The sequence below is a fragment of the Pseudomonas sp. WS 5051 genome (genome assembly GCF_012985715.1).
Lineage (GTDB): Bacteria > Pseudomonadota > Gammaproteobacteria > Pseudomonadales > Pseudomonadaceae > Aquipseudomonas > Aquipseudomonas bubulae.
Genome location: NZ_JAAQWV010000020.1, coordinates 15,728 through 39,529 on the forward strand (window position 1 = coordinate 15,728; position 23,802 = coordinate 39,529).

The following is a 23,802-nucleotide window of genomic DNA, read 5'->3' on the forward strand; positions in this document are numbered from 1 at the left end:
CTTTAAATAAGCATCAATGCGCTACATTTTTCGACGCCGCCAACATTGCCTTAAGCAATACCGCGCATCCCGCTGCCAGATCCTTGGGATCGGCGTTTTCGATTTCGTTGTGGCTGATGCCGCCTTCACAGGGCACAAATATCATCCCTGCCGGACCCAGTTCGGCCAGGAAGATGGCGTCGTGCCCTGCCCCGCTGACGATATCCATGTTCGACAAGCCCAACTCATTGGCCGCATCCCGCACGGCGTTGACGCAATCAGGGTTGAAGTACAGCGGCGGAAAGTCTGCTGTGGGAGTCAGTTCGAAACTCAGGCCATGCTCCTCGCAGGTGGCTTCAATCACCCCACGCACTTGCTCGATCATCGAGTCCAGCCGCTCGGGCAGCAAATGCCGGAAGTCCAGGGTCATGCGTACTTCACCGGGGATGACATTGCGCGAGCCCGGATAGGCTTGCAGGCAACCCACGGTCCCGCAGGCGTGGGGTTGATGGCCAAGAGCTGCCTTGTTGACGGCGGCAACCACGGCCGCCGCCCCGACCAATGCATCCTTGCGCAGGTGCATGGGCGTAGGCCCGGCATGGGCTTCTACACCGCGCAGGTTGAGGTCGAACCATTTCTGCCCCAGGGCGCCAAGTACGACGCCGATGGTTTTGCGCTCGTCCTCCAGAATCGGCCCCTGTTCGATGTGAGCTTCAAAGTAGGCCCCCACCGGGTGGCCGTTGACCTGGCGGCTGCCAGCATAGCCAATTGCATTCAGGGCCTCACCCACGGTCACGCCCTGGGCATCGGTTTTGGCCAGGGTTTCTTCAAGGGTAAACTTGTCTGCAAAAACCCCGGAACCCATCATGCAAGGCGCAAAGCGTGAGCCTTCTTCATTGGTCCACACCACCACTTCCAGCGGCGCGTCGGTCTCGATATTGAGGTCGTTGAGGGTGCGCAGTACTTCAACCCCGGCCAGTACGCCAAAGCAGCCGTCGAACTTGCCGCCGGTGGGCTGGGTGTCGATATGGCTGCCGGTCATCACCGGTGGCAAATCCGGATTGCGCCCCGGGCGGCGGGCAAAGATATTGCCCACGGCGTCCACGCTGACGGTGCAACCGGCGTCCTCACACCAGCGTACAAAAATATCCCGGGCCTGGCGGTCCAGGTCGGTCAGGGCCAGGCGGCATACACCGCCCTTTACCGTGGCACCCAGCTGGGCCAGTTCCATTAACGAGGCCCACAGGCGCTCGCCGTTGATCAATGGCGCGCGGTGCTGCTGAAGGTCGTGTGCGGCGTTCATGATAGTTTCCTCAGGCAGTTTTTATAGGAAGGCGCTTCAAACCGTGCCTTTGACGGCTTCTGCTTGCTGACTGTTCAGGCGATACAACCCGTAATAAATCACGGCCCCGAGCAACGACCCGGTAAACCAGCCGAAGTCATAGAACCAGCTGAAGGCACTGCTGCCCAACGACAGCAACGTCAGCGCCACAGGTACACCAAAAGCGATAAAACCCTTCCAGTTCCAGGCCGGGTACACCCCGTCACGGTACAGCCCGGCAAGGTCGAGTTTTTGCTGACGGATAACGAAATAGTCGACCACCATGATCCCGGCAATCGGCCCAAGCAGGCTGGAGTAACCCAGCAACCAGTTGGAGTACACGGTTTCCAGGCTAACATCCGAGACCAGCAGGCCGAGTTTCTTCAGCAATTCATGAGCCATCAGCGCCAAGCCCACCAGGCCGGTCAAGATCACTGCCGTGGTGCGGTTGATCAACTTGGGAGCGATGTTCTGGAAGTCATTGGTGGGCGACACAATATTGGCCGCCGTATTGGTCGACAGCGTGGCGATGATGATCAGCGCCATGGCCAGTGCCACCCAGCCCGGGCTCTGGATATGGCCGATCAGGCTGACCGGGTCGGATACGGTAACGCCTACCAGTTTTTCGGACGCTGCCGTCATCACCACGCCCAGAGCGGCGAACAGGAACATGGTCAGCGGCAGGCCAAAAATCTGCCCCAGGATCTGGTCTTTCTGGCTTTTTGCGTATCGGCTGAAGTCCGGAATATTCAGGGACAAGGTGGCCCAGAAACCCACCATTGCAGTCAGGCCGGCAAAGAAGTAGCCGTACACACTGGCACCTTCCGGGCGCTTGGGCGGCTGGGCCAGCAGTTCACTCATCGACACATTGGGCAGAGCCCACACCAGCAGGCCCAGACCGACCAGTACCAGCAAGGGTGCAGACAGGGTTTCCAGCCACTTGATCGACTCGGCACCGCGCAATACCACCCACAGGTTGAGCGCCCAGAAAATCATGAAGCCGATCACTTCACCCGTACCGCCCAGGCTTTTCCAGCCCTCGAACACCGAGCCCAGAAACAGGTGAATGGCCAGACCGCCGAACAGTGTCTGGATCCCGAACCAGCCGCAGGCCACCAGAGCACGGATCAGACACGGTACGTTGGAGCCGATAATGCCGAAGGAAGAACGCAGCAAAACAGGAAAGGGTATGCCGTATTTGGTGCCCGCAAAGGCATTGAGAGTCAGAGGGATCAATACCACGATATTTGCCAGCAGAATCGCCAGCAGTGCCTCACCCACTGAAAGCCCGAAATAGGCTGTCAGAACCCCGCCCAGGGTATAGGTGGGTACGCAAATGGACATGCCGACCCACAAGGCAGTGATATGCCACTTGTTCCAGGTGCGCTCATGAACTTTGGTGGGGGCGATATCGTGGTTGTACCGGGGGCTATCGAGGACTTCAGGCCCGGCATCCAGTTCGTACAAACCGTTACGTTCGGTGACTTTTGATCTGCTCGGTTGCATAGTCGATCACTCTCTTGTTGTGCTGCTCCTGGTTGAACGGCCTGGCGCTGCGTATGGACACAAAGCGCTCCCTTGCCTGGACACTTACTTGCCTATCCCGCCCGGTCATGGCAGCAACAATCAAGAACTGTGCCGTGTTACTTCCCTCGCCTGCTCAAACCGTCCTGCATGTCTGGCAACACGCTGCTTTTAAAACCGTTTTAAACACCAGCCAAATGACTCTCATTCCCGTTAAAGGCCTTTATCAGTTTTTTTATATCGCCAAACGAAACACTTCGGTGCGTGCTTATTAACTTAATCGACTCACCTCCCTTCATTCGCAAGCTCAAGCACCTGATTTCGCATAAGAAAGTTCGCTTATATTTGAATCCTGTCAAGTGCGTCAAAATGGTGAGGCCGTGCATCATTTTGGTGATTTAAAATAATTAACTTTAAAAATCATATAGTTATACATATCTAACCCCGTTAAAAATAAAGTTTGATCATTCTTCAACAACCCACTAGATTTTATTCCTGTCACCAGTGGCAGGAATGCAAACTTCCCACTAAATTTCAATAACAACAGTTAGAACCGGCTCTAGCCGGTCAGCCTTCGAGGAACTCCGTATGTCGCTGTTAATCCGTGGCGCTACGCTTGTGACCCATGATGAAAGTTATTGTGCGGATGTATATTGCGCTGACGGTCTGGTCCGCGCGATTGGCACTGATCTTGATGTTCCCCCAGGCTGCGAAGTTGTCGATGGTCGCGGCCAATACCTGATGCCCGGTGGTATCGACCCCCACACGCATATGCAATTGCCGTTTATGGGCACCGTCGCCAGCGAAGACTTTTTCAGTGGCACCGCGGCCGGTCTGGCAGGCGGTACAACATCGATTATCGACTTTGTCATTCCCAACCCGCAGCAGTCCCTGCTTGAGGCTTTTCATCAGTGGCGGGGCTGGGCCGAAAAGTCGGCAGCAGACTATGGCTTTCATGTCGCAATCACTTGGTGGAGCGAGCAGGTATGTGAAGAAATGGCCGAATTGGTCAGCCATCACGGCATCAACAGCTTCAAGCATTTCATGGCCTACAAGAACGCGATCATGGCCGCAGACGACACCCTGGTGGCCAGCTTCGAGCGTTGCCTGGAGCTGGGCGCAGTGCCCACCGTGCATGCCGAAAATGGCGAACTGGTGCACCACCTGCAACGCAAACTCTTGGCTCAGGGCATGACGGGGCCGGAAGCCCATCCGCTGTCACGTCCCTCCCAGGTGGAAGGCGAAGCTGCCAGCCGGGCGATCCGCATCGCTCAGACCCTCGGTACACCGTTGTACCTGGTGCATGTTTCGACCCGTGAAGCACTCGACGAAATCACCTACGCCCGCAGTCAGGGCCAACCGGTATATGGCGAAGTACTGGCCGGGCATTTGCTGCTGGATGACAGCGTGTACCAGCATCCCGACTGGCAAACGGCAGCAGGCTACGTGATGAGCCCGCCCTTCCGCCCTCGCGGGCATCAGGAGGCACTGTGGCACGGCCTGCAATCGGGCAACCTGCACACTACCGCCACCGACCACTGCTGCTTTTGCGCCGAACAAAAGGCCGCCGGGCGTGACGATTTCAGCAAGATCCCCAACGGCACGGCGGGTATCGAAGACCGCATGGCGCTGCTGTGGGATGAAGGCGTGAATACCGGGCGCCTGTCGATGCAGGAGTTTGTAGCGCTGACCTCCACCAACACCGCGAAGATCTTCAATATCTACCCGCGCAAAGGCACGATCCGGGTCGGTGCCGATGCCGACCTGGTGCTATGGGACCCTCAGGGCACCCGCACCATTTCCGCCAAAACCCACCATCAAAATGTCGACTTCAACATCTTTGAAGGCAAGACCGTACGCGGTGTGCCCAGTCATACCATCAGTCAGGGTCGCCTGGTGTGGGTTGACGGTGACCTGCGGGCCGAACGCGGAGCCGGTCGCTATATCGAACGCCCGGCCTACCCTGCGGTGTTCGACTTGCTGAAAAAGCGCGCCGAGCATCAGCAACCGGTGCCTGTTAAACGCTGAGCATAAAAACACTGCCCGACAGAGGCACAAAGATCTCCTCACCCCTGAGGTAAGCACCGTGATCAAGTCCTTGAACCATTTACCCCACCCCCATAAATCTGCGCAGGTGCTGGCCAGCCACTTTACCGATCTGGCGCCGCCCCTCAATGCTCGCCAGGCCGTGTTGGAAAGCTCACGTTGCCTGTATTGCTACGACGCCCCCTGCGTCAATGCCTGCCCCAGCGATATAGATATCCCGTCGTTTATTCGCAATATCCAACAGGAAAACATCCAGGGCGCAGCACAGAAAATTCTTTCGGCCAATATCCTCGGCGGCAGTTGTGCCCGGGTGTGCCCTACCGAAGTACTGTGCGAGCAAGCCTGCGTGCGCAACAACAGCCAGGAATGCGCGCCTGTACTGATCGGTTTGTTACAGCGCTATGCGGTCGATCATGCACAGTTCAGCGAGCATCCGTTCAAGCGTGCCGCGCCCACCGGCAAACGCATCGCGGTGGTCGGCGCCGGACCTGCGGGGCTGGCTTGCGCCCATCGCCTGGCACTGCACGGGCATGAGGTGGTGATTTTCGAAGCGCGGGAGAAATCCGGCGGGCTTAACGAGTACGGGATTGCCAAATACAAGTTGGTGGACGATTTTGCCCAGCGCGAAGTGGATTTCGTCCTGCAGGTTGGCGGCATTGAAGTGCGCCACGGCCAGCGCTTGGGCGACAACTTGAGCCTGAGCGAACTGCACCGGCAATTCGATGCGGTATTTCTCGGGCTGGGTCTGGCTGCCAGTCGCCAGCTGGGTTTGCCCCATGAAAATGCTCCGGGGCTGCTGGCTGCCACCGACTACATCCGCGAGTTGCGCCAAAGCGACGACCTGACCCGGCTACCCCTGGCCGAGCGCTGCATTGTGCTGGGCGCTGGCAACACCGCGATCGATATGGCCGTGCAAATGGCCCGTCTTGGCGCTCGCGAAGTGAATCTGGTGTATCGCCGCGGGCTGCAGGACATGGGCGCCACCGGGCACGAGCAGGACATTGCCAAGGCCAATCAGGTGCGACTAATGACCTGGGCACAGCCACAGGACGTGTTGCTGGACAACACCGGCAAGGTGCGCGGCATGCGCTTTGCCCGCACACGCCTGGAAGACGGGCGCCTGGTGACCACCGGTGAAACCTTCGAGCTGGCCGCAGACGCGGTGTTCAAGGCCATAGGCCAGGCCTTTGATGATGCAGCCCTGAGCGATCCGCTGGCGCAAACACTCAAGCGCGCGGGCGATCGCATCGAAGTAGACGAACACCTGCGCACCAATATTCCCGGTGTGTATGCCGGAGGCGATTGCACCTCTCTGGGGCAAGACCTGACCGTACAGGCCGTGCAACACGGCAAGCTGGCCGCAGAAGCCATGCATGCCCAACTCATGCTTGATCAGGAGGCTGCATAAATGGCCGATCTCTCGATTGTTTTCGCCGGTATCAAGGCCCCCAACCCGTTCTGGCTGGCGTCTGCGCCACCTACCGACAAAGCCTACAACGTGGTACGAGCCTACGAGGCAGGCTGGGGTGGCGTGGTCTGGAAAACCCTGGGTGAGGACCCGGCCGCGGTTAACGTGTCCTCGCGTTACTCGGCACACTACGGCCCCAACCGCGAAGTCATGGGCATCAACAATATCGAGCTGATCACCGATCGCTCCCTTGAAATCAACTTGCGCGAGATCACCCAGGTCAAGAAGGACTGGTCGGATCGGGCCCTTATCGTGTCGCTGATGGTGCCCTGCGAAGAAGAGTCCTGGAAATACATCCTGCCACTGGTGGAGGCCACCGGTGCCGATGGCATCGAGCTGAATTTCGGATGCCCCCACGGCATGCCGGAGCGCGGCATGGGCGCGGCCGTGGGCCAGGTGCCCGAGTACGTGGAAATGGTCACACGCTGGTGCAAGACCTACTGTTCATTGCCGGTGATCGTCAAACTGACGCCCAATATCACCGATGTGCGACTTAGCGCCCGGGCGGCCCATCGTGGCGGCGCCGATGCGGTGTCATTGATCAACACCATCAACTCGATCACCAGTGTCGACCTTGAACGCATGGTGGCGCTACCCGTAGTGGGCAGCCAGAGCACCCACGGCGGCTATTGCGGTTCGGCAGTCAAGCCGATAGCCCTGAATATGGTGGCGGAAATTGCCCGCGACCCGCTGACCAAAGGCTTGCCTATCAGTGGGATAGGCGGCATTGGCAGTTGGCGTGATGCTGCAGAGTTTATTGCCCTGGGCTGTGGCTCGGTACAGGTATGCACCGCAGCGATGCTTCACGGATTTCGAATTGTTGAAGAAATGAAAGACGGTTTGTCGCGTTGGATGGACAGTCAAGGCTATACCAGCCTGGAGGACTTTTCCGGCCGTGCAGTGGCCAACACTACTGACTGGAAATATCTGGATATCAATTATCAGGTTATCGCCAGGATCGATCAGGACGCCTGTATTGGTTGCGGGCGCTGCCATATTGCCTGCGAAGATACTTCGCACCAGGCCATCGCCAGCTTGAAGCAGGCCGACGGCACACATCGGTATGAAGTGATCGACGATGAATGTGTGGGTTGCAACCTGTGCCAGATAACCTGCCCGGTGCAGGACTGTATCGAGATGGTGCCACACAACAATGGCCTGCCATTTCTGGACTGGAACCACGACCCACGTAACCCGTACTGCGTGGCTTCGTAAATCAACCCTGTGGGAGCGGGCTTGCTCGCGATGCAGGCAATGCGGTGTGTCAGGTACACCGGGGTGATGCCATCGCGAGCAAGCCCGCTCCCACACGATCGATAAGCAGGGTTGCTTACGGCTCCAGCCCGATCCCGCGCAGGATCACGCTGGTGACGGTCTGCACCGCACGTTCAAACTGGATATCGGACAACGGCTGGTGATCGTTGATGATCATCACTTGATGGTCAAAGTCAGCGTAATGCTGAGTTGATGCCCAGATCATATACAGCAGGCTGGACGGCTCAACAGGCAGGATTCGCTTGTCTTGCACCCATTGGCGAATTTTCGCCTCCTTGATCTTGGCCCAGTCATACAAACTGGCATCAAGCGCAAGACCCAGGGTCGGGGCGCCATGGATCATTTCATTGGCCCAGACTTTGGAGCCATGGGGCCGGGTACGTGAGTGGTGCATTTTGGCACGAATGTAACTGCTCAATACCAGACGAGGATCGTCGTAGGTCTCGAAACACAGCGCATCCTGTTTCCACACTTCCAGCAACCCCAGCAATACCGCGCTGTAAAGATCCGTCTTGGTGCTGAAGTAGTAATGCAGGTTGGAACGTGGCAACTGGACTTGCGCCGCAATGTCCGCCATCGCCGTACCGGCAAAGCCTTTTTCGGCAAAAACCTTTTCAGCCCCCAGAAGGATTTTTTCGACATTGCTGCGTCGAATTTCGATCTTGTGATTGCTCATGGCGATGGCCCTTGCCGTCGTGTTGCTCTGATGTGCGCCGAGTGAACAAATATTTCCTGCACAAAGCGTCGAATAACGCCAGCGGCAGCTAAGCTCAGGCGGGTACCCGACGCTGTATCAGACTATTTCGCGGCGGGCAGTTCGATCACGTTGGTTTCAATACCGTCCAGCTTGGGCTTGAGTTTCATCTTTTGCTGGGCCTCAAGCGCTTGAGCCTGGGTGGTGAATGGTCCGATCAGGAAGTGCTGAACCCCGCCACTCTCGTAAATGTAAGGAGTAAAACCGTTGTCAAGAAGCCTGCCGGTCGTGTCCGGAATGGTCGCTCTCTGGCCTTCAGTGATCTCCAAAGCCCAGTGAGCAACAGGGGCCTGGGCCATCGTTGCTTCAGAAGCTGCTTTAGCCCGCTGGATTTTATCGTTAGACTCCTGACCGCAAGCCGTCAAGGCCAATATTGCTGTCATCACGATGACTATACGCACTGCGTTTCCCCTGTCTGTTTGAATGGGTAGATTTTATCACTGGGGCAGCGGCCTTGCTCTCCTTGAACAAATCCAAAGTGCCCCAATTTAAGGCTTATGCGCGAGAATTTTCCCCGTAAAGGGAATTAAACCTCTGGCCATGTCGTCTGTAATGAGCGGCGCAATAATACGTACTTAGCAGTATTCTGTAGTCATGACCGAAGCCGCACCGTCTCAGAGACGTGCCTTACAAAGCCATCAAGGAGAAAAAAATGCTGATACTCACCCGCAAAGTTGGTGAAAGCATAAACATCGGTGACGATATTACGATCACTATTTTAGGTGTCAGCGGACAACAGGTCAGAATCGGCATCAATGCGCCGAAGGATGTAGCCGTTCACCGTGAAGAAATTTACCAACGTATCCAGGCCGGCCTGAATGCACCTGAAAAGAACGAACAGCCATAAGCCTGTGAGGTATCAGCCCAAGGCTTGAGGTCAGGGCTGCTCAGCCAGCCCTCCTCAAATCATTTGCACACTGCACCTGCCACGGCATTATCCCCTTGCCGCACCCCTCTCTTTATCAAGAGATATGTCTCGTCGACTTGACCGTTTCAAGGTTAGCGACCACGCTCATTCCTCGCAGCAGGCTCCAGAAAGCTGAACCACTGCGCGCCAGGGTGTTTGCATTGTGCCGCCTTGAGAAACCCCTCCACCCTTCAGCCCTTCGCCGGGCTGGACCTGTACCGTCAAGGAATGAAAGACATGTCCGATTTAATCGTAGTGGGATTTTCAGACACCGAAAAAGCAGATCGTGCCCTCACCAAGATGGTTTCGCTGAGCAAGGAGCATCTGGTCGAGCTGGAAGATGCGGTGATTGTGGTGCGTAATGCCGAAGGCAAGATCCATATCAAGCAAAGCGTTAACCTGACAGCGATCGGGGCTACTTCAGGCCTGGTCACCGGCGGCCTGTGGGGCGCACTGGTCGGGCTGCTGTTTCTCAACCCGCTGGCAGGCTTTGCCATCGGCGGCGCACTGGGTGCCGGTACCGGCGCTTTGTCGGGCTCATTGAGCGATTACGGGATCGATGATGATTTCATCAAGTCATTGAGCGAGACCATTCCGAATGATTCCTCGGCCCTGTTCGTTCTGCTGCGCAAATTCCAGCCGGAAAAAGTGCTGAAAGAACTGGAAGACTCGGACTTCAAGGGCAAGGTCCTGCGTACCTCCCTGTCCCCGGAACAAGAGCAAAAACTGCAGGACGCGCTGTCCAAAACCACTGCAGGCGTACCTTTGGCGAAAACGGTTTAATTCGTAAAGCCCATTCGACCGCCCTGTGCGGTCGAATCCTGGTGCCTCAGTTCAAGCGCACAGCCGTGCCCGTGGCAAACACCACCAGCATGCCGCCACGCCCTGACGGCATGCTGATTTCAAACCCCAGCCCCATAATCGCATCCGCTCCCATGGCTTTGGCCCTGTCACGAATTTCGTCCGTGACCTCTGCTCGCGCTTCTTTCAGTGCTCGCTCCAGCGTCTGAGAGCGTCCACCAAAAAAGTCGCGTACTCCGGTAAAAAAGTCTCGTACCACATTGATGCCGTGAACCGATTCGGCACTGACAATCCCCAGGTATTCAGTGGCTTTTCTGCCGTCAATGCTGTGTGTGGTGGTGATGATCATCTGCCAGTCCATTTTCTGTTTCAGTAACTTGCGAGGTTACCTTATCGCTGCCGTGCTCACTGCTGGTACTGTAACTGGAGTTAACTGCGGCTCTTTTAATTACAGGACCAAGGCTACTATGCTTACAGAAATGCAATCCAAAGACGCAAGAGTCGGGACGCCTCGCTCGCACTGATGACATGAATTCAAAAGCTGCGCCAAGCAATTTTTCGACCCCGCTCAAGGAAGCTCGCAATGGTCCAAAGACAAGTCATCAACGCCTCGGTCAGCCCGAAAGGCAGCCTGGAAACACTTTCCCAACGTGAAGTACAACAGCTGAGCGAGGTTGGCTCAGGCACCAGCTACACGCTTTTCCGCCAGTGCGTACTGGCTATCCTCAACACCGGCGCTCACGTCGATAACGCCAAGACCATCCTTGAGGCCTATCAGGACTTCGAGGTGCGGATTCACCAGCAAGACCGCGGCGTGCGGCTTGAACTGCTCAACGCCCCTGCCGATGCATTTGTCGATGGCGAAATGATCGCCAGTACCCGTGAAATGCTCTTCAGCGCCCTGCGCGACATCGTCTACACCCAGAGCGGCCTGGACAGCCCACGCATTGACCTGAGCAGCTCGGCGGGCATCACCGACTACGTGTTCCACTTGCTGCGCAATGCCCGCACGTTGCGCCCGGGCGTCGAACCGAAAATCGTGGTGTGCTGGGGTGGCCACTCCATCAATACCGAAGAGTACAAATACACCAAAAAGGTCGGCCACGAACTGGGCCTGCGCAGCCTGGATATCTGTACCGGCTGCGGTCCCGGTGTGATGAAAGGGCCAATGAAGGGCGCGACCATTTCCCACGCCAAACAACGTCTGACCGGTGGCCGCTATCTGGGCCTGACCGAGCCGGGCATCATTGCTGCCGAAGCGCCGAATCCCATCGTCAATGAACTGGTCATTCTGCCGGATATCGAAAAGCGTCTTGAGGCCTTTGTGCGGGTCGGTCACGGGGTGATTATCTTCCCGGGCGGTGCTGGCACGGCAGAAGAATTCCTGTACCTGCTGGGCATTCTGATGCACCCGGAGAACAAAGATGTGCCGTTCCCGGTTGTCCTGACCGGCCCCAAGGAAGCCGAACCCTATCTGAAGCAACTGCATGAGTTTGTCGGCGCTACCCTGGGTAAAGAAGCGCAACAGCAGTATCAGATCATCATCGACAACCCGGCCGAAGTGGCCCGTCATATGACCGCCGGGCTCAAGGCGGTTAAACAATTCCGCCGCGAGCGCAACGACGCTTTCCACTTCAACTGGTTACTGAAAATCGACGAAGGCTTTCAGCGCCCGTTCGACCCGACCCACGCCAACATGGCCAGCCTGAAACTGCGCAGCGACATGCCAGCACATGAATTGGCCATCAACCTGCGTCAGGCCTTCTCCGGGATTGTGTCGGGTAACGTAAAAGAGAAAGGCATCCATCTGATCGAGCAATACGGGCCTTACGAGATCCACGGTGACGCTGCCGTGATGAAACCTCTGGACAAACTGCTGCAGGCATTTGTTGAGCAGCATCGTATGAAACTGCCAGGCGGTGCGGCCTATGAGCCGTGCTATCGCGTCGTAAGCTGAACCCCACCCATAAGGCTCGCGTGCCCCAACGGTGGGAGCGAGCCTGCTCGCGAAGACCTCCCGATCATCGCCATAATCGCGTAAAGAAAGCCTGTCGTTTACGAACTTCGCGAGCAGGCTCGCTCCCACTCAAACAGCGCAGATCTGGTGAGCAGCATTACTTCAGCGGCGCAAACTTTTTCACCGCATCAATCCACTGCGGATCGAGCCGGGTCTGCCCGGTGTCGATGCCCAGTGCTTCAAGACGTGCCTTGTGCAAATCGATCTCGCGAACCATTTGGCTTAACGCGCTGGAATTGGCGTCCAGCTGGTACATCTGGGTCACGCCCAGATGATAGAAGCGCAGCAGCTTCATCGCCGCCACATCCCCCGCCATGACTCCCGCCGTTACGTGATGCATGACATTGGTGACCTTCATCAGGCTACGCTTGAGTTGCCAGCCGTAGACTGCGGGCGCCATCCAGGGTTGAGACCAGAACAGGTAGCGCACCAGCAGGAAGGTCGTGATCAGGGCAACAATGACCCCGGCCAGATTCAGGCGAAAATTGTCGCCACCGGCGACACCCAAAACCATGACCAGCACACCTGACAACAGCAGCGCTAGCAAGACAAACGTCAACGCGATATACAGCGTACTGCGGCGAGTTTGCTGACGATATGTCTCGGGGTTAATCGGCTTTATCTCGAACATCACTGATCTATGGCTCCTGATGGCTGCGAACAAACTGCGCGGGCATTATGGCCTGATTGAACCGCTCAGGCGTGCAATAAAACCAGTGCCTTGCGGTATAGCGCCGCACGCTGGGCGTGACCATTGAGACCACCATTGATAGCTCTTGTTACGCGTTCAAAATCCTCCCCGTCTGCCAGGGTATTTATACTGCGCGAGTTCCAGTACCAGCCCGCCGACGCTACTGCCCATTGCCACTCTTGCAGCAGTTGCGGGCTGGTGAGCAAGCGCTCATCCCCGTACAACCCCTGGCTGCACTGGCAGTAGTTGGTTTTACCGGTGACTTGAATCAATCCCCTGCCCCGATATAACCAGCCTTCCCCCGACGCCTCTGAGCCATTGCCCAGGCGGTTGCTGTAGACCCGGTTTGCAATCGCCTGCGGCCGGCGCTGAAGCATAAGCGCGTCAGTATTGGGTACGCGCCGGGAGCGATTGCCGTCCGTTACGGTAATGTATTGACCTTCGCCATCCTTCTGCGCAAAGCGGGAGCCCCAGGTGGCCGCGAGGCCACCTGCACTGTAATTAAGGTTTTCGACAAGTACCGTGAACCCTGCACTTTCATGGCCTACCTGAGCTAGAAATGCAGCAAGGCGTCGGGGGGTATTGATCAACACTTGACGGCTAACGGCCTGCACAAGGGGCAAATACAGATCGACGCAGGCCGTACTTTTGGGGAACAGCTGGAGCATTACTTCGCGGCTCAACATGGGGATTTACTCTTAATCAATGTAATTAAAAGTAAAAGCCAAGCACTAAAGCCACGCACCTGCCGTCACCAAAAGAGTAATCAGGCCAGAACTACTCTACTCAAAGAAAACACTTACAACTCATCGAAAAGTTATTTTACAGATACGACTTGAATGCACCCTTGATGCACTCAACCTTCAACAGGCACCTCTCGCCTTGGCTTGACCGACTTATACGAAAAACTCGAGTAAATCTCTTTGACCGCGGGCAATGTCTGCAGGACTTCACGGGCAAATTCGCCAAAGGATTCGAGATCCCTGGCCACGACTTCCAATAAAAAGTCGTAACGACCCGACACGTTGTGACACGCGACGATTTCGGGAATTTCCAATAACCGTTGTTCAAAGCTTCTGGCCAGTTCTTGCGAGTGAGAGGCCATCATGATGCTGACAAACGCCGTGACCCCGTATCCCAGTTCCTTTGGCGAAAGAACCGCCTGATAGCCCGTAATGATCCCGCTCTCTTCCAGCATTTTGACCCGTCGCCAACACGGCGAGGTGGTCAGTGAGACACTCTCGGCCAACTCTGCAACGGTAAGTCGCGCATTGCCCTGCAGTGCGCAAAGCAAGGCTTTATCGGTTCTGTCCAGAGCGTTTGGCATGTTTTGCCCCTAGCGGTCAGCGTGGCGGTTTTTTGTTCTGGTAAGTGGTGTATTTACAGGTAAATTTGGAATTTTCCACGTTCATTTAAAGCATAGCATTGTAGGAAATATCGGAGAGTTCACCATGAACGATAAGAACAACAACTTCGGCTTTTCTACTCGCGCCATCCACTACGGTTATAACCCGCTGGAACACAACGGCGCGGTTATCCCCCCTGTTTATATGACCTCAACCTTTGCCTTTGCCACGGCCGAATACGGCGCAGGCTGTTTTTCCGGTGAAGAGCACGGGCATTTTTACACCCGCATTTCCAACCCCACCCTGGCCCTGCTGGAAGCACGCATGGCGGCGCTGGAAAACGGCGAAGCGGGTGTGGCGTTCAGTTCCGGCATGGGCGCGATCGCCGCAACATTCTGGACCCTGCTGCGGCCCGGCGATGAAATCATCGTCAACCGCACCTTGTATGGCTGCACCTTTGCCCTGCTGCACCACGGCATCGGTGAATTCGGGGTGGTAGTCAAACATGTGGACATGGCCAACCCGGCCGAACTGCAAGCCGCGATCAGCCCTGCAACCCGCATGATCTACTTCGAGACGCCGGCCAATCCGAATATGCAACTGGTGGACATCCCTGCCGTAGCGCGGATTGCCCACACACATGACAACCTGCTCGTGGTGATCGACAACACCTACTGCACGCCCTATCTGCAGCGTCCACTGGAACTGGGCGCCGACGTGGTGGTGCATTCGGCCACCAAGTACCTGAGCGGGCACAGTGATATCACCGCTGGCATGGTGGTCACCAGCCAGCTCCTGGCTGACCGGATCCGTCTGCAAGGCTTGAAGGACCTGACCGGGGCAGTCTTGTCGCCCCATGATGCGCATTTGCTGATGCGCGGTATCAAGACCCTGGCCCTGCGCATGGATCGCCATTGCAGCAGCGCCCAGGTCATTGCGCATATGTTGCAGGATCACCCTGCCGTGGAATGGGTGGCCTACCCCGGCCTGCCCTCTTTCCCGCAATACGAGCTGGCGTCCCGGCAGATGAAACTGCCGGGGGGCATGATTGCCTTTGAGCTCAAGGGCGGCATGGCTGCAGGACAGCGTTTTATGAATGCCCTGCAATTGTTCAGCCGTGCGGTCAGCCTGGGGGGGGCCGAGTCACTGGCGCAGCATCCCGCGAGCATGACCCACTCCACCTACACCCTGGAGGAACGGGCACGACACGGAATAAGTGAGGGATTGGTGCGCCTGGCGGTGGGGCTGGAGGATGTCGCCGATTTGCTGGCGGATATCAATCAGGCGTTGTAGCCGCTGATGAGCGGAGCGAGGCTACGATCGGCGGCGGAGCCGTCGTGAAGTCAGTGCATGCGATGCTTCTGATCAACCGCGTGCCCAGGTCTTACGATCGCTTCGCGAGCGGTCGCAGCCTCGCTCCGCTCATCAGCGGCTACATCACATCATGCATTTATCAACCCGGCGGAATTGTCGCCAAAATACCGATGCCGATGGTCAGCACCAAAAAACCGCCCAAAAACCAAGCCATCTTGTTCATGATGTTTCCCCGTCAGTCGTTCGTCATAAAACAGGCGCAGAACAGCTGCCGACCACACACAGGTACTGCTGTGTAGTCGCGTCCTCGTCTGTCTCGGAAGGTTGGAGGAAATTTTGCGCCGCAAACTGCACACATAACAGGTGCAGATAACGCGAAAAAATACGGATCAGATGCCCGGCAGCACAAAATGCCCAGGCTCAACGCTGTGTTGGTACTCGGCAACAACCGCCTGACTCAGGTTGACCACCGCCTCATTCAGCTCCAGCCCCGCCCCCGTGCGCCAACTGGCGTATACCGCAAAGCCCGGTGCAGTCTCGATCGGCAACGCAATCATGGCCCCGCTCTGCAATTCGCGACTGACCAGTACCGGCGGCAGGGCACCGATGCCAAAGCCGTCCGCCACCAGTTTGATAATCGCCGCCACCGAGTTGATGCAGCTGATGCGTGGCGCGGCAATATCGTGCTGATGCAGAAAATTGAGCATGTCCTGATGCGGCCGCGACAAGCGTGAAAAGGTCAGCAAGCGCTCCTCGCAAAGATCCGCCAGGTCACGGTAGCTGCGGTTCAGAGCTGCGTCCCTGGCCACAATCCAACTCAACGGGTAACTGGCCAGTTGTACATTGCGCACGCCGTCGGCACGCAATAAATCCGTCTGAAAAATCAGGTCCAGCTGACCTTTAAGCAATTGTTCATTAAGGTTCAGCGCCGTATCGGCGGTCAGTTCAACCTCTACCTGGGGGTAGTCGCGGCTCAGCGCACTGATCAGATCGCTCAGCCAGCTATGGATAACCGTGTCCATCACGCCGATGCGCAGGCGCCCGGCAAACCTGTGCGCCTGCCCCAGCGATTGCAGAAGGCGTTGCTGGGTGGCCAGCATTTCTTCGGCGTAACCCAGCACCTGATGGCCTTCACGGGTGAGGTTGACACCACGGGAATCGCGCTGGAACAACTGCACGCCAAGCTCGGTTTCGAGGACTGAAATACGGCTCGAAATGGCTGCCTGGGTACTGGATAACTTTTCGGCGGTCAGCCGAAAACTGCCAAGGCGCGCTACCCAGACGAATGTCAGAAGAAATCGCATATTCATACAGGACGCCCCACCCAATCAAAACCAGGGCAGCACTGTAAACCCTTGCTGCAGGGACAGGCCAGTCGGCTTAAGTCGGTGATTGATAAAACTTTTCTGTTCGGGGGTGACAACTTTTATTGACTGGACGCACAACCCAAAGCCACCAACCATATCGGGCAATGAGGCCCATAGGGTCTCAACAATAAAAAAACACGCTGAGTCCGGCAGCGTACCGATTTTTCGAAAGTGTGCCTGACCGCTTTCGACTTGCCCTCACCAGCCTGCCCTGGTGCTGCGGCAATCAGCTAAAGGGATTGCCCCCTCATGCAAACCGTCGTAAACCTTTGGCCCTTGATTGGCGTGTTCGTCATCATCATCGGCTTTGTGCTGCGCTTTAACCCACTGTTGGTGGTCAGCGCGGCGGCTATCGTCACCGGCCTTGCTGCCAACTTCCCGCTGGAAAAAATCATCAGTGAAATGGGTGAAGGCTTCCTGCAAACCCGCGCCCTGCAATTGATTCTGCTGCTGCCCCTGGCCGTGATCGGCTTGCTGGAGCGTCACGGCCTGCGTCTGCACGCGCAAAACTGGATCGCCAGCTTCCAGCGCGCAACGGTCGGCCGGTTGCTGATTATGTACCTGTTCGTGCGTGAGACCACCGCTGCTGTAGGCCTGACCAGTCTGGGCGGGCATCCGCAAATGGTCCGCCCGCTGCTGGCCCCGATGGCCGAGGGCGCAGCCGAGAACAAGTACGGCAAGCTGCCTGCTCCTGTGCGGCAGAAAGTCCTGGCCATGTGTGCCGCCACCGACAACATCGGCTTGTTTTTTGGTGAAGACGTGTTTGTGGCCTTCGGCGCAATCGCACTGATGCACACCTTCCTGCTGGGTTCGGGGCTTGATGTCGAGCCGCTGCACATCGCTTTCTGGGGAATTCCGACGGCGATTTGCGCCTTTATCGTGCATGCCCTGCGCCTGTATCGCTTTGACCTGATGCTGGAGCGCAGCATGGCCGAAGTTGCCCGGGAAGAAGTTGACGCAGCTCAGGAGCTGGCACGATGATTATTTCTATTGAGTACTTCTACTGGCTGGCCGGAGTGCTGCTGCTGATCACCGCCGGCATGATCCTGACAGACCGCACCCACCCCAAACGCTGGACTAGTGGCCTGTTCTGGGCGTTGTTCGCCATGGTGTTCCTGATTGGCGATCGCCTTTCGCCGTTCGTGGTAGGTATTGGCGTGCTGGTCATGGCCGGCATTGCCGGCATTGGCGGTGTTGGCCGAGGCACCCACGCCGAGTTGCATGTCAAGGCTGCACGGGCCAGTGCTGGCCGTCTGGGGCACAAGCTGTTTATCCCGGCCCTGTCGATTCCGCTGGTGACCGTGATCGGTTCGATCCTGCTGAAAAACACCCAGATCGGTGGCGTACCGCTGCTTGACCCGAAAAACACCACGTTCGTGTCCCTGGGCATCGGCTGCATGGTGGCCCTGGTTCTGGCCTGCATCCTGACCCGTGATACGCCGCTGCAAGGCCTGCGTGAATCGCGCCGCCTGACCGAAGCCCTGGGCTGGACCATGGTGCTGCCGCAAATGCTGGCCATGCTTGGCCTGCTGTTCAATGACGCCGGGGTCGGTACCGCCGTTGCTCATGTCACCACCGCCTATATCAACATGGACTATCGCCTGGTAGCGGTGATGGTCTACGTGCTGGGCATGGCGCTGTTCACGGTCATCATGGGCAACGGTTTTGCTGCATTCCCGGTCATGACCGGCGGGGTCGGCGTGCCGGTACTGGTCGGCATCTACGATGCCAACCCGGCTGTCATGGCGGCAATCGGCATGTTTTCCGGCTACTGCGGCACGCTGATGACGCCAATGGCAGCCAACTTCAATATCGTGCCCGTGGCCCTGCTGGAGCTGCCGGACAAATACGCCGTGATCAAGGCTCAAATGCCCACCGCTCTGATGATGCTGGTGGTCAATATCGTGCTTCTTTACGTACTGATGTGAGAACAGCATGCGCACTGTACTGCTGACCGGTTTCGAACCGTTCGACCAAGACACCGTCAACCCGTCCTGGGAGGCCGTACGCCTTCTGGACGGCACCTTGCAGGGCGATATGCAGATCATCGCCCGTCAGTTGCCCTGTACGTTCGCCGGAGCGCCCGAGCGACTGAGCCAACTTCTGCAGGAGTTCACCCCGACGCTGGTGATCGCCGTCGGGCTTGGCCCCGGTCGCACGGACATCTGCATCGAGCGGGTAGCGATCAATATCAACGACGCCCGCATCCCTGACAACCTTGGCTATCAGCCGATCGATACACCCGTGGTGGCGCAAGGGCCAGCGGCGTATTTCAGTACCTTGCCGCTCAAGGCAATGGTGCGGGCGATCCGGGCCAGCGGGATTCCCGCGTCGGTTTCCCATACGGCGGGCACCTTTGTCTGCAATCAGGTGTTCTATTGCCTACAGCATGCATTGGACGGGACCGGCGTACGCGGTGGTTTTATCCACGTCCCGCCTCTGCCGCAACAGGCGGTGGTGGCTGGTGGCCCGTCCATGGCACTGGCCACCCAGGTGGAAGGGTTGCGCATCGCCGTAATCACCGCCCTGAATACCGAAGATGATGTACTTGAAGGTGGTGGCCAGGTCAGCTGATAACGCGTTGGAAACCGGGCACGATTGGTAGTCGCTGCCTGACCAACACGGCTATCGGCCTAATGACCGACAACCGCCGCCCCCGCCTGCCGGTGCCCTTGCGGGAAACCATGGGCACGGGCACTGAACACGATCCCCAGCCCGACCAGCAACAACACCAGCAACACCCAGGGGAAGACGTTCACCCCGAATTGATCGAGCAATATGCCACCGGTCAATGCCCCCGCGGCAATAGCGCTGTTCCACACCACCACGTTCATCGACAACGCAACATCGGCGCCCTCGCCTGCCGCATCGGCCAGAGCGGTTTGCAGCAGAGTGGCGGCACCGCCAAAGGACAACCCCCAAACAAAAATCCCTGCATATACGACAGCCACCGACTGCGAGAAGAAACCGAACAGCAGCGAAATCGCAGCAAATGTCGCCAGGCAAGCCATGACTGCCTTGCGCAGATGCCGGTCTACCAGTCGCCCGGTCAGCCAGATTCCCAGCAGCGCCGCCAATCCGAAGACCAGCAACACAATATCGACCTTATCGGCAAGGCCCGCCGATGCCACGAAAGGCGCGATATAGGTGTAGAGCATGTTGTGCGCCAGCATCCAGGTCAGTACCACGGCAAGCACGGAGCGCACTCCCGGTGTCAGCAGCACCTGTCGCAAGCCGATACGTTGCGAAGCAGACTGCCCTGGGTAATCAGGCACCTTGAGCACTACCCAGGCCATCAGCACCAGGGTCAAGGCCGACATCAGGCCAAATGCCGTACGCCACCCTACCAGCGCACCCAGCCAGGTGCCCAATGGCACACCCAGTGACAGGGCAATCGGCGTGCCCACCATCGCCACCGCCATGGCCCGGCCCTGCAACTGCGGGGCAACCATGCGCCGCGCATAACCTGCCAACAGGCTCCAGGCCAACCCGGCTGATGCGCCGGCAAAAAAACGTGCAATCAGGGTCACGCCATACTGAGACGACCACGCGGTAATCGAATTGAACAGCAGAAACCCGACAATCGTCAGCAGCAGTACGTTGCGACGCCGCCAGCCCTGGGTCGCGATGGTCAACGGGATCGCCGCCAGCAGAGAGCCCAGCGCGTAGACCGTAACCATCTGCCCCGCCAGCGCCGATGACACTTGCAGGCCGCTGCTGATTTGCGGCAACAGGCCTGCGGGTAAGGTCTCGGTAACAATGCAAATAAAACCGGTCATGGCCAGCGCCAGCAGCGCGCCCATGGGTAATCGCTCAGTGGTGTTTTGCTCTTTGCCCATGGATGCCCTGCTCCTGCTAGTTATGTATCGATAGGTACAAATGTAGGGCGACGGGAAATATTGGTCAATGACTTTTGTATCGACTAGTATTTATATCTCGCTACGAAGGAGACTCAAATGGCACAGATGGGACGCCCGCGCACATTTGATCGGGACGCGGCAATCACCCAGGCCATGCACCTGTTCTGGGAGCACGGTTATGACTCGACATCGCTGAGCCAGCTCAAGGCCAATATGGGCTCAGGCATTTCCGCGCCCAGCTTTTACGCAGCTTTCGGCTCCAAGGAGGCGCTGTTCAAAGAGGTCATGACGCGCTACCTGAACAGCCACGGCAGGGTCACCGAAAGCCTGTTCGACACTCACCTGCCCCCACGCGAAGCGATCGAGCGAACGTTGCGCAGCTCCGCCAAAATGCAATGTGAGCCGGGTCACCCACCGGGTTGTCTGGTCGCTCTGGGGCTGATGAGTGCCAGTTCAGCTCAAGCGGTGGCGATAAGCGCCCCTCTGGCCGAAGCGAGGGCGCGTAACCGGGCCGGGTTTATGGCTTGTGTCGAGCGCGCCATCCGCGAGGGTGAGCTTGCCGCCCAGACTGATCCGCGAGCGCTGGCCACGGTGTTCGAGAGTTTTCTGCTGGGCCTGACCACCCTGGCCCGGGATGGTGTAGCCCATGCCGTACTGGACGCTGCGATCACCCAGGTGATGAGCACTTGGGATGCCGCGCGCGCCTGAGGGATGAGCGCTGGTTATCGGCCAATCAATATTCGTCATTGGGCAGTGCCCCCGACAAAACCTACAGTGGTCGCCTGAAAGAGCCCTTATGGCTCGCTATCGGGATAACTGCGGTGCAACTTATAACGACAATAGGCGGCGAAAACGCTGCCACTGCCTGTACTTGGGTGGCAATCCCCTGTAGCCGCTGACGAGCGCAGCGAGGCTGCTAGCGGCCCCTGCCTGTTCAAGGCCCTTCGGGCCTTGCCGCAGCCTCGCTGCGCTCGTCAGCGGCGACATGATTCGTCTCGCAACAGCGCGTCTCTGCCTTCCCACCTAAAGGAAATCCCTATGTTCCCCATCACCGGCCAGAACTTTATTGGCGGTCAGCGCAGCGGCGCCGGCACCGTTCACCTGTACAGCGTGGATGCCAGTACTGGCGAGGCATTGCCATACGCGTTTGTGCAGGCCACCGAAACCGAAGTGGATGCCGCCGTCAGCGCGGCCAATACCGCCTTCCCGGCCTTTCGCAGTTTGCCGGCCACACGCCGGGCCGAGTTTCTGGAAGCTATCGCCGAAGAAATAGACGCGCTGGGTGACGACTTTGTTGCCATCGTCTGTCGCGAAACCGCCCTGCCTGCCGCCCGGATCCAGGGCGAGCGGGGACGCACCAGCGGGCAGATGCGTCTGTTCGCCAACGTACTGCGGCGCGGCGATTTTTATGGCGCACGCATCGATCAGGCGCTACCGGACCGTCAGCCCCTGCCGCGCGCAGATCTGCGTCAATGCCGCATCGGCGTGGGCCCGGTGGCCGTGTTTGGCGCCAGCAACTTCCCGCTGGCGTTCTCCACCGCTGGCGGTGATACCGCTTCGGCACTGGCCGCAGGTTGCCCGGTGGTGTTCAAGGCACACAGCGGGCATATGGCAACTGCTGAGCAAGTTGCCCTGGCCATAGTGCGCGCTGCCGAGCGCACCGACATGCCCGCCGGTGTATTCAATATGATCTTCGGCGCGGGTGTGGGCGCAGCACTGGTCAAGCACCCGGCCATTCAGGCCGTCGGCTTTACCGGTTCGTTGTCCGGTGGCCGTGCCCTGTGCGATATGGCCGCCGCCAGACCCCAGCCAATCCCGGTGTTTGCCGAGATGTCGAGCATCAACCCGGTGCTGGTATTACCCCAGGCACTGCTCAAGCGTGGCGAGCAGATCGCACAGGAGCTGGGCAGTTCGGTGATGCTTGGCGCCGGGCAGTTCTGTACCAGTCCCGGTCTGGTACTGGGTATCCGCTCCCCCGAATTCAGCGCCTTTGTCGCCGCGCTTGGCCAGTTCTTCAGTGCTCAACCGGCGCAAACACTGCTCAACGCCGGGGGCCTGGCCAGTTACAGCAAAGGCATCCAGCGTCTGGCCCAGGTCGATGGCATCCGCCACCTTGCCGGTGCGCCGCAACAGGGCAACCAGGCCAGCCCGCAGTTGTTCCAGGCCAGTGCCAGCCTGTTGATCGGTGGTGCCGAGGTGTTGCAGGAGGAAGTCTTCGGGCCAACCACCCTGGTGGTCGAGATCGCGGACAAGGCGCAGTTGCTGCAAGCGCTGCACAGCCTGCATGGGCAGCTGACAGCTACGCTGATTGCTGAACCTGGCGACCTTGAAGCCTTCGCCGAGGTGGTGCCCGTGCTGGAGCACAAGGCCGGGCGCCTGCTGCTCAATGGCTACCCTACCGGTGTCGAGGTGTGTGACGCGATGGTGCATGGCGGGCCTTACCCGGCGACGTCAGATGCCCGTGGCACCTCGGTCGGCACCCTGGCCATCGACCGTTTCCTGCGCCCGGTGTGCTACCAGAACTACCCTGACAGCCTGCTGCCGGATGCGCTGAAAAACGCCAACCCGCTGGGTATCGAGCGTCTGGTCAACGGCAGCCACAGCCGCAATCCGCTGGGTCACTGATCGGCGGCGTAAATCACGGTCTGGGCGCTATGCCCCGCTGCATGCCTGAGGGTGAAGTAGGTGTCGCCCTCTTCGGTCAGGATCTCGTAGCCCGCCTTGCTGGCTACGCGATTGTTGACGCTGACATGCTTGATGATCTTCAGCACCCGCTGGAACTTCACTGTCTGGGTGCCGTTCTGTGCGGGCCCGGTGAGCACATTGACGCTTTGAAACCAGCCCTGGTTCTTTTTGTTGGCGACCAGGGTACTGCTCAGCGCTTCAAAGCGTTCAAGGCGGGTAAAGCCCCATAGCGTCTGCTCTTCTACCGGTTTGCCCAACGCGCCGGCACCGGTAAACACAAACAGATTGATGGCCGGATTGTCCTCGCAAAAAAAGTCATAAGGCACCAGGCCATCGACCATTTTCTTGCCAGCAACGAACCCTTTTTTATGCACCAGAAACATGCCCAACTCCGCTCGATATTGAGCGGTAAAGTCTACGGGGGCATGGCGTACAGGGCCGTCAAGG

General features: G+C 58.1%; 25 protein-coding genes. 14 read left to right on the forward strand and 11 right to left on the reverse strand.

The window, feature by feature from the left end; genetic code table 11:
• Nucleotides 1–13: 13 nt before the first annotated feature.
• Together HBN79_RS21660 and HBN79_RS21665 are read right to left on the reverse strand one after the other, a co-directional pair.
• On the reverse strand, nt 14–1,282 hold the full coding sequence (locus HBN79_RS21660) for a Zn-dependent hydrolase (protein WP_095002358.1): 1,269 nt from the start codon (nt 1,280–1,282) through the stop codon (nt 14–16).
• A 36-nt stretch (nt 1,283–1,318) separates the two neighbouring features.
• Nucleotides 1,319–2,806 carry an NCS1 family nucleobase:cation symporter-1 gene (locus tag HBN79_RS21665; protein WP_095002357.1) on the reverse strand — a complete coding sequence of 496 codons (1,488 nt, stop codon included), beginning with the start codon at nt 2,804–2,806 and terminating at the stop codon, nt 1,319–1,321.
• Nucleotides 2,807–2,859: 53 nt separating this feature from the next.
• Here HBN79_RS21665 and HBN79_RS21670 point away from each other — a divergent pair, with 53 nt between their 5' ends.
• The 4 genes from HBN79_RS21670 (at nt 2,860) to preA (ending at nt 7,553) form a co-directional block, all read left to right on the forward strand.
• Nucleotides 2,860–3,099, forward strand: coding sequence for a hypothetical protein (locus HBN79_RS21670; protein WP_143518572.1), 240 nt, complete (start codon nt 2,860–2,862; stop codon nt 3,097–3,099).
• Nucleotides 3,100–3,412: 313 nt separating this feature from the next.
• Nucleotides 3,413–4,852, forward strand: coding sequence for a dihydropyrimidinase (gene hydA, locus HBN79_RS21675; RefSeq protein ID WP_169917166.1), 1,440 nt, complete (start codon nt 3,413–3,415; stop codon nt 4,850–4,852).
• A 58-nt stretch (nt 4,853–4,910) separates the two neighbouring features.
• Nucleotides 4,911–6,278, forward strand: a complete 1,368-nt coding sequence (locus HBN79_RS21680; RefSeq protein ID WP_169917167.1) for an NAD(P)-dependent oxidoreductase — start codon at nt 4,911–4,913, stop codon at nt 6,276–6,278.
• Nucleotides 6,279–7,553 (forward strand): NAD-dependent dihydropyrimidine dehydrogenase subunit PreA, encoded by a 1,275-nt coding sequence (gene preA, locus HBN79_RS21685; protein ID WP_169917168.1) that lies wholly within the window; start codon nt 6,279–6,281, stop codon nt 7,551–7,553.
• 115 nt (nt 7,554–7,668) lie between these two features.
• On the opposite strand, the gene HBN79_RS21690 is transcribed toward preA, so the two are convergent.
• Together HBN79_RS21690 and HBN79_RS21695 are read right to left on the reverse strand one after the other, a co-directional pair.
• The gene (locus tag HBN79_RS21690) at nt 7,669–8,289 is read right to left on the reverse strand and encodes a TetR/AcrR family transcriptional regulator (protein WP_095002353.1); all 621 of its coding nucleotides are present in this window, start codon (nt 8,287–8,289) and stop codon (nt 7,669–7,671) included.
• A 122-nt stretch (nt 8,290–8,411) separates the two neighbouring features.
• Complete coding sequence (locus tag HBN79_RS21695) at nt 8,412–8,768, reverse strand: hypothetical protein (protein WP_095002352.1); 357 nt, start codon at nt 8,766–8,768, stop codon at nt 8,412–8,414.
• Between the two features lie 251 nt (nt 8,769–9,019).
• Here HBN79_RS21695 and csrA point away from each other — a divergent pair, with 251 nt between their 5' ends.
• Together csrA and HBN79_RS21705 are read left to right on the forward strand one after the other, a co-directional pair.
• Nucleotides 9,020–9,214, forward strand: coding sequence for a carbon storage regulator CsrA (csrA, locus tag HBN79_RS21700; RefSeq protein WP_016780419.1), 195 nt, complete (start codon nt 9,020–9,022; stop codon nt 9,212–9,214).
• 297 nt (nt 9,215–9,511) lie between these two features.
• On the forward strand, nt 9,512–10,057 hold the full coding sequence (locus HBN79_RS21705) for a DUF1269 domain-containing protein (RefSeq protein WP_016780418.1): 546 nt from the start codon (nt 9,512–9,514) through the stop codon (nt 10,055–10,057).
• Between the two features lie 46 nt (nt 10,058–10,103).
• Here the strand turns inward: HBN79_RS21705 and HBN79_RS21710 are convergent, their stop codons facing one another.
• Nucleotides 10,104–10,424, reverse strand: a complete 321-nt coding sequence (locus HBN79_RS21710) for a YbjQ family protein (protein WP_095002452.1) — start codon at nt 10,422–10,424, stop codon at nt 10,104–10,106.
• A gap of 234 nt (nt 10,425–10,658) precedes the next feature.
• Here HBN79_RS21710 and ppnN point away from each other — a divergent pair, with 234 nt between their 5' ends.
• A complete protein-coding gene (gene ppnN, locus HBN79_RS21715) occupies nt 10,659–12,032 on the forward strand; it encodes a nucleotide 5'-monophosphate nucleosidase PpnN (protein ID WP_169917169.1) in 1,374 nt (457 codons plus the stop codon).
• 157 nt (nt 12,033–12,189) lie between these two features.
• Here the strand turns inward: ppnN and HBN79_RS21720 are convergent, their stop codons facing one another.
• From HBN79_RS21720 to HBN79_RS21730, 3 genes are all read right to left on the reverse strand, one after another.
• On the reverse strand, nt 12,190–12,723 hold the full coding sequence (locus tag HBN79_RS21720; protein ID WP_095018825.1) for a DUF3087 family protein: 534 nt from the start codon (nt 12,721–12,723) through the stop codon (nt 12,190–12,192).
• A gap of 65 nt (nt 12,724–12,788) precedes the next feature.
• Complete coding sequence (locus tag HBN79_RS21725; RefSeq protein WP_169917170.1) at nt 12,789–13,469, reverse strand: glycoside hydrolase family 19 protein; 681 nt, start codon at nt 13,467–13,469, stop codon at nt 12,789–12,791.
• A gap of 170 nt (nt 13,470–13,639) precedes the next feature.
• On the reverse strand, nt 13,640–14,110 hold the full coding sequence (locus HBN79_RS21730; protein ID WP_095002348.1) for an Lrp/AsnC family transcriptional regulator: 471 nt from the start codon (nt 14,108–14,110) through the stop codon (nt 13,640–13,642).
• Nucleotides 14,111–14,234: 124 nt separating this feature from the next.
• Between HBN79_RS21730 and HBN79_RS21735 the strand changes: the two genes are divergently transcribed.
• Together HBN79_RS21735 and HBN79_RS21740 are read left to right on the forward strand one after the other, a co-directional pair.
• Nucleotides 14,235–15,422, forward strand: a complete 1,188-nt coding sequence (locus HBN79_RS21735; protein WP_169917171.1) for a methionine gamma-lyase — start codon at nt 14,235–14,237, stop codon at nt 15,420–15,422.
• Nucleotides 15,423–15,466: 44 nt separating this feature from the next.
• Nucleotides 15,467–15,742: a hypothetical protein gene (locus HBN79_RS21740; RefSeq protein WP_169917172.1), complete on the forward strand. Its 276-nt coding sequence runs from the start codon at nt 15,467–15,469 to the stop codon at nt 15,740–15,742.
• 90 nt (nt 15,743–15,832) lie between these two features.
• Here the strand turns inward: HBN79_RS21740 and HBN79_RS21745 are convergent, their stop codons facing one another.
• Nucleotides 15,833–16,753, reverse strand: a complete 921-nt coding sequence (locus tag HBN79_RS21745) for a LysR family transcriptional regulator (RefSeq protein ID WP_169917173.1) — start codon at nt 16,751–16,753, stop codon at nt 15,833–15,835.
• A 306-nt stretch (nt 16,754–17,059) separates the two neighbouring features.
• On the opposite strand from HBN79_RS21745, the gene HBN79_RS21750 reads away from it, so the two are divergent.
• The 3 genes from HBN79_RS21750 to pcp are packed head-to-tail and all read left to right on the forward strand — an operon-like array spanning nt 17,060 to nt 19,384.
• Nucleotides 17,060–17,791, forward strand: a complete 732-nt coding sequence (locus HBN79_RS21750) for a DUF969 domain-containing protein (RefSeq protein WP_095002344.1) — start codon at nt 17,060–17,062, stop codon at nt 17,789–17,791.
• Nucleotides 17,788–18,738 carry a DUF979 domain-containing protein gene (locus HBN79_RS21755; protein WP_095002343.1) on the forward strand — a complete coding sequence of 317 codons (951 nt, stop codon included), beginning with the start codon at nt 17,788–17,790 and terminating at the stop codon, nt 18,736–18,738. The genes HBN79_RS21750 and HBN79_RS21755 overlap by 4 nt, the downstream gene beginning before the upstream one ends.
• Before the next feature lie 7 nt (nt 18,739–18,745).
• A complete protein-coding gene (gene pcp / locus HBN79_RS21760; protein ID WP_169917174.1) occupies nt 18,746–19,384 on the forward strand; it encodes a pyroglutamyl-peptidase I in 639 nt (212 codons plus the stop codon).
• A 59-nt stretch (nt 19,385–19,443) separates the two neighbouring features.
• Here pcp and HBN79_RS21765 read toward each other — a convergent pair whose 3' ends face one another.
• Nucleotides 19,444–20,649: an MFS transporter gene (locus HBN79_RS21765; protein WP_095002341.1), complete on the reverse strand. Its 1,206-nt coding sequence runs from the start codon at nt 20,647–20,649 to the stop codon at nt 19,444–19,446.
• A gap of 117 nt (nt 20,650–20,766) precedes the next feature.
• Here HBN79_RS21765 and HBN79_RS21770 point away from each other — a divergent pair, with 117 nt between their 5' ends.
• Nucleotides 20,767–21,378: a TetR/AcrR family transcriptional regulator gene (locus HBN79_RS21770; RefSeq protein ID WP_169917175.1), complete on the forward strand. Its 612-nt coding sequence runs from the start codon at nt 20,767–20,769 to the stop codon at nt 21,376–21,378.
• Nucleotides 21,379–21,708: 330 nt separating this feature from the next.
• On the forward strand, nt 21,709–23,295 hold the full coding sequence (locus HBN79_RS21775; protein ID WP_095026976.1) for an aldehyde dehydrogenase (NADP(+)): 1,587 nt from the start codon (nt 21,709–21,711) through the stop codon (nt 23,293–23,295).
• On the opposite strand, the gene HBN79_RS21780 is transcribed toward HBN79_RS21775, so the two are convergent.
• Entirely contained in the window at nt 23,289–23,738 is a 450-nt protein-coding gene (locus HBN79_RS21780) for a hypothetical protein (protein ID WP_095002338.1), read from the reverse strand. The two genes, HBN79_RS21775 and HBN79_RS21780, sit on opposite strands and share 7 nt — an antisense overlap.
• Between the last annotated feature and the right edge of the window lie 64 nt (nt 23,739–23,802).

Coding starts and splice junctions, on each gene's coding strand:
- HBN79_RS21660 (WP_095002358.1), bottom strand. CDS start 1,282: ATGAACGCCGCACACGACCTTCAGCAGCACCGCGCGCCATTGATCAAC.
- HBN79_RS21665 (WP_095002357.1), bottom strand. CDS start 2,806: ATGCAACCGAGCAGATCAAAAGTCACCGAACGTAACGGTTTGTACGAA.
- HBN79_RS21670 (WP_143518572.1), top strand. CDS start 2,860: ATGGACACAAAGCGCTCCCTTGCCTGGACACTTACTTGCCTATCCCGC.
- hydA (WP_169917166.1), top strand. CDS start 3,413: ATGTCGCTGTTAATCCGTGGCGCTACGCTTGTGACCCATGATGAAAGT.
- preA (WP_169917168.1), top strand. CDS start 6,279: ATGGCCGATCTCTCGATTGTTTTCGCCGGTATCAAGGCCCCCAACCCG.
- HBN79_RS21690 (WP_095002353.1), bottom strand. CDS start 8,289: ATGAGCAATCACAAGATCGAAATTCGACGCAGCAATGTCGAAAAAATC.
- csrA (WP_016780419.1), top strand. CDS start 9,020: ATGCTGATACTCACCCGCAAAGTTGGTGAAAGCATAAACATCGGTGAC.
- HBN79_RS21705 (WP_016780418.1), top strand. CDS start 9,512: ATGTCCGATTTAATCGTAGTGGGATTTTCAGACACCGAAAAAGCAGAT.
- HBN79_RS21710 (WP_095002452.1), bottom strand. CDS start 10,424: ATGATCATCACCACCACACACAGCATTGACGGCAGAAAAGCCACTGAA.
- ppnN (WP_169917169.1), top strand. CDS start 10,659: ATGGTCCAAAGACAAGTCATCAACGCCTCGGTCAGCCCGAAAGGCAGC.
- HBN79_RS21720 (WP_095018825.1), bottom strand. CDS start 12,723: ATGTTCGAGATAAAGCCGATTAACCCCGAGACATATCGTCAGCAAACT.
- HBN79_RS21725 (WP_169917170.1), bottom strand. CDS start 13,469: ATGTTGAGCCGCGAAGTAATGCTCCAGCTGTTCCCCAAAAGTACGGCC.
- HBN79_RS21730 (WP_095002348.1), bottom strand. CDS start 14,110: ATGCCAAACGCTCTGGACAGAACCGATAAAGCCTTGCTTTGCGCACTG.
- HBN79_RS21735 (WP_169917171.1), top strand. CDS start 14,235: ATGAACGATAAGAACAACAACTTCGGCTTTTCTACTCGCGCCATCCAC.
- HBN79_RS21745 (WP_169917173.1), bottom strand. CDS start 16,753: ATGAATATGCGATTTCTTCTGACATTCGTCTGGGTAGCGCGCCTTGGC.
- HBN79_RS21750 (WP_095002344.1), top strand. CDS start 17,060: ATGCAAACCGTCGTAAACCTTTGGCCCTTGATTGGCGTGTTCGTCATC.
- HBN79_RS21755 (WP_095002343.1), top strand. CDS start 17,788: ATGATTATTTCTATTGAGTACTTCTACTGGCTGGCCGGAGTGCTGCTG.
- pcp (WP_169917174.1), top strand. CDS start 18,746: ATGCGCACTGTACTGCTGACCGGTTTCGAACCGTTCGACCAAGACACC.
- HBN79_RS21765 (WP_095002341.1), bottom strand. CDS start 20,649: ATGGGCAAAGAGCAAAACACCACTGAGCGATTACCCATGGGCGCGCTG.
- HBN79_RS21770 (WP_169917175.1), top strand. CDS start 20,767: ATGGCACAGATGGGACGCCCGCGCACATTTGATCGGGACGCGGCAATC.
- HBN79_RS21775 (WP_095026976.1), top strand. CDS start 21,709: ATGTTCCCCATCACCGGCCAGAACTTTATTGGCGGTCAGCGCAGCGGC.
- HBN79_RS21780 (WP_095002338.1), bottom strand. CDS start 23,738: ATGTTTCTGGTGCATAAAAAAGGGTTCGTTGCTGGCAAGAAAATGGTC.